At 72.8% G+C, this 3,732-nt stretch carries 4 protein-coding genes; all 4 read left to right on the top strand.

Annotated features, from left to right (window positions below):
• The coding region (locus AB0O00_RS32380) for a condensation domain-containing protein (RefSeq protein WP_363657873.1) at positions 1–650 on the top strand (650 nt) is incomplete at its 5' end.
• A 99-nt stretch (positions 651–749) separates the two neighbouring features.
• Entirely contained in the window at positions 750–1,337 is a 588-nt protein-coding gene (gene cysC, locus AB0O00_RS32375; RefSeq protein WP_363657871.1) for an adenylyl-sulfate kinase, read from the top strand.
• Entirely contained in the window at positions 1,334–2,266 is a 933-nt protein-coding gene (gene cysD / locus AB0O00_RS32370) for a sulfate adenylyltransferase subunit CysD (RefSeq protein WP_363657869.1), read from the top strand. Before cysC ends, cysD begins: the two co-directional genes overlap by 4 nt.
• A gap of 2 nt (positions 2,267–2,268) precedes the next feature.
• Complete coding sequence (locus tag AB0O00_RS32365) at positions 2,269–3,615, top strand: GTP-binding protein (RefSeq protein ID WP_363657867.1); 1,347 nt, start codon at positions 2,269–2,271, stop codon at positions 3,613–3,615.
• The last annotated feature ends 117 nt before the right edge of the window (positions 3,616–3,732 follow it).

The following is a 3,732-nucleotide window of genomic DNA, read 5'->3' as shown; positions in this document are numbered from 1 at the left end:
GCGTCACCGTCCCCGCGGAGCTGGGCGACGCCGTCCGCGAGGCGGCCCGCGCGCTGCGCACCACGCCGCACGTCCTGATGACCACCTGCCTGGCGGTCACCGCGGCGGCCGTGAACGGCGAGGACGTCGTCATCGGCAGCCCCGTCTCCCGCCGCGGCGAGCCGGACCTCGACGACGTCTTCGGCTGTCTGACCGACCTCCTCCCGGTGCGCTACCGCATCCCCGCCGACGCCACGTTCGGCGAGGTGTGCACCGCAGCCAAGCGCACCTCCCTGGCGGTGCTGCGGCACCGCAACGTGCCCTACGCCCTGCTCGGCGGCGGTGTCACCCGCACCCGCGGGGTGCTGTCCGGCGAGCACCTGAGCCGCGTCTGCCTGGTGCTCGACCAGTCGCCGAGCCGGCTGGAACTGCCCGGGCTGCGGTGCCGGCGGGTGCACGTCGGCGGGGCCTCGGCGAAGTTCGACTGGCTCCAGTACGCCGTCGCGGACGGCCGCGGCTGGGACGTGCGGGCCGACTACGCCACCGACTACTTCAGCGCGGCCGAGGCGGCGCTCGTGCTGCGGCAGTGGCTGACCGCGCTGGCGGCGGCCGCGGCCGACCCCGACGTGCCGGTACGCGAGCTGTTCGACCGGCTCGCCGCACTGGCCTGAGACCCGCCCGGCGGCCGGCCGCCGGGCCCCGGACGACCACAGGTGTCCCCGCTGGACCCCCAAAATCCGCTGGACCCCCAGAAAGAGAGCGACACGCCGGTGAAGACGGAGCTGCATACCAGCCACACCAGCCACACGACGACGCGCGAGTGCGAGTGCGGTGCGACGGTCTGGCTGACGGGCCTGCCCAGTTCGGGAAAGACGACGATCGCCCACGCCGTGGCGCAGCGCCTGCGCGCCGAGGGCCGCAGGGTGGAGGTGCTCGACGGCGACGAGTTCCGCCGGACCATCTCCGCGGGCCTCGGGTTCAGCCGCGAGGACCGGCACACGAACGTGCAGCGCATCGGGATGGTCGCCGAGGTCCTGGCGCGCAACGGCGTGCTGGTGCTGGTCCCGGCCATCGCGCCCTTCGCGGACAGCCGACAAGCCGTCCGGGAGCGCCACGCGACCTCCCACACGCCCTACTTGGAGATCCACGTCACCACGCCGTCGAGCACCTGCGCCGAGCGCGACGTGAAGGGCCTGTACGCCCAGCAGGCCGCGGGGGAGATCACCGGACTGACCGGGGTCGACGACCCGTACGAGGCGCCGCAGGCGCCCGACCTCTCGATCCCCGCGCACGAGCAGTCCGTCGACGAGTCCTCGTCGGTCCTCCTCAGCCTGCTGGCGGAAAGGCGCCTGATATGAGCTCCCGCCACGTCGACCTGGTCGAGGACCACATCCCCGCGCTCACCCACCTGGACGTCCTGGAGTCCGAGTCGGTGCACATCTTCCGCGAGGTCGCGGGCGAGTTCGAGCGGCCGGTGATCCTCTTCTCCGGCGGCAAGGACTCCATCGTCATGCTGCACCTGGCGCTGAAGGCGTTCGCGCCGGCGCCCGTGCCGTTCTCGCTCCTGCACGTCGACACCGGGCACAACTTCCCCGAGGTCATCGAGTACCGCGACCGCGTCGTCGCCGAACACGGGCTGCACCTGCACGTCGCCTCCGTCCAGGACTACATCGACGACGGCCGGCTGCGCGAGCGCCCCGACGGCACCCGCAACCCGCTGCAGACCGTGCCGCTGACGGAGAAGATCCAGGCCGAGCGGTTCGACGCGGTGTTCGGCGGCGGGCGGCGCGACGAGGAGAAGGCCCGCGCCAAGGAACGCGTGTTCTCGCTGCGCGACGAGTTCTCCCAGTGGGACCCGCGCCGCCAGCGCCCCGAGCTGTGGCAGCTCTACAACGGCCGCCACGCCCCCGGCGAGCACGTGCGCGTCTTCCCGCTCTCCAACTGGACCGAGCTCGACGTGTGGCAGTACATCGCCCGCGAGAAGATCGAGCTCCCCGGCATCTACTACGCGCACGAGCGGCCCGTCTTCCGGCGCAGCGGCATGTGGCTGACCGCCGGCGAGTGGGGCGGCCCGGGCGACGGCGAGACGGTCGAGGTCCGGCTGATCCGCTACCGGACCGTGGGCGACATGTCGTGCACCGGCGCCGTCGACTCCGACGCCACGACCGTCGAGAAGGTCATCGCCGAGATCGCCGCGTCCCGCCTCACCGAGCGGGGCGCCACCCGGGCCGACGACAAGCTCTCCGAAGCGGCGATGGAAGACCGCAAGCGCGAAGGGTACTTCTAACCATGACCGGTACCACCCAGGCTGGCATGACCCAGACCGGCACCGCCACCACCCTGCTGCGCTTCGCCACCGCCGGCTCCGTCGACGACGGCAAGTCCACGCTCGTCGGGCGCCTGCTGTACGACTCCAAGTCGGTGCTCGCCGACCAGCTGGAGGCCGTCGAGCACGCCTCGCGCACGCGCGGCGCCGAGGGCGCGGACCTGGCGCTGCTCACCGACGGGCTGCGCGCCGAGCGCGAGCAGGGCATCACCATCGACGTCGCCTACCGCTACTTCGCCACCCCCAGGCGGCGGTTCATCCTCGCCGACACCCCGGGCCACGTGCAGTACACCCGCAACATGGTCACCGGTGCGTCCACCGCCGAGCTCACGGTCATCCTGGTCGACGCCCGCAACGGCGTCGTCGAGCAGACCCGCCGGCACGCCGCGATCGCCGCCCTGCTGCGCGTGCCGCACGTCGTCCTCGCCGTCAACAAGATGGACCTCGTCGACTACGCCGAGCCCGTCTTCGCCGCCATCGCCGGGGAGTTCACCGCCTACGCCACCGAGCTGGGCGTCCCCGAGGTCACCGCCATCCCGGTGTCGGCACTGGCCGGGGACAACGTCGTCGAACCGTCCGCGCGGATGGACTGGTACGGCGGCCCCACCGTCCTGGAGCACCTGGAATCGGTGGAACTGGGGGACGGCGAGGCGGACGGCCCCTCCCGGTTCCCCGTCCAGGTGGTCATCCGGCACGGCGGGGAACGGTACTACGCGGGCCAGTTGCTCACCGGCCGGCTGCGGGTCGGGGAGACGGTCACCGTGCAGCCCTCCGGGCGCGCCACCACCATCACCGCGCTCGACGTCCTCGGGCAGTCGGCGGACGCCGTGTCGGCGGGCTCGTCGCTCAGCGTCCGGCTCTCCGACGAGATCGACATCGGCCGCGGCGACATGCTCACCGGCGGAGAGCGGCCGCCCCGGATCGCCAAGGACGTCGAGGCGACCGTCTGCCACGTCGCCGACACCCCGCTCACCGTCGGCGCCCGGGTGCTGCTCAAGCACACCACCCGCACGGTGAAGGCGATCGTCGAGGACATCCCGTCGCGCCTCACGCTCGACGACCTCTCCCAGCACCCGCAGCCCGGCCGCCTCGTCGCCAACGACATCGGCCGCGTCAGGGTCCGCACCGCCGAGCCGCTCGCGCTCGACTCCTACGCCGACTCCCGGCGCACCGGATCGTTCCTCCTGATCGACCCGGCCGACGGCACCACGCTCGCCGCCGGCATGGCGGGCGACTCCTTCGCGGCCTCGGCGGCCACGCCGGTCACGCCGGTCGCGCCGGTCACCGACGCGGACGGGTGGGACTTCTGACCGGTCGCGGTTCCCTGGCCTGTTCTTCACGGTCCGGCGCTTCGATGCCGGACCGTGAAGGCCGGATCATGAAGAACAGTGCTCAGGTCTGGGGCGCCCCCTCCGCGCGGGGCCGGC

This window comes from Kitasatospora sp. NPDC093558 (assembly GCF_040683475.1).
Classification (GTDB): Bacteria; Actinomycetota; Actinomycetes; order Streptomycetales; family Streptomycetaceae; genus Kitasatospora.
This window is presented reverse-complemented; position numbering and strand designations above follow the sequence as displayed.

What these genes read in the sequence shown, in the direction of transcription:
- AB0O00_RS32365 (WP_363657867.1), top strand. Translation starts at nt 2,269, where the DNA reads ATGACCGGTACCACCCAGGCTGGCATGACCCAGACCGGCACCGCCACC.
- cysD (WP_363657869.1), top strand. Translation starts at nt 1,334, where the DNA reads ATGAGCTCCCGCCACGTCGACCTGGTCGAGGACCACATCCCCGCGCTC.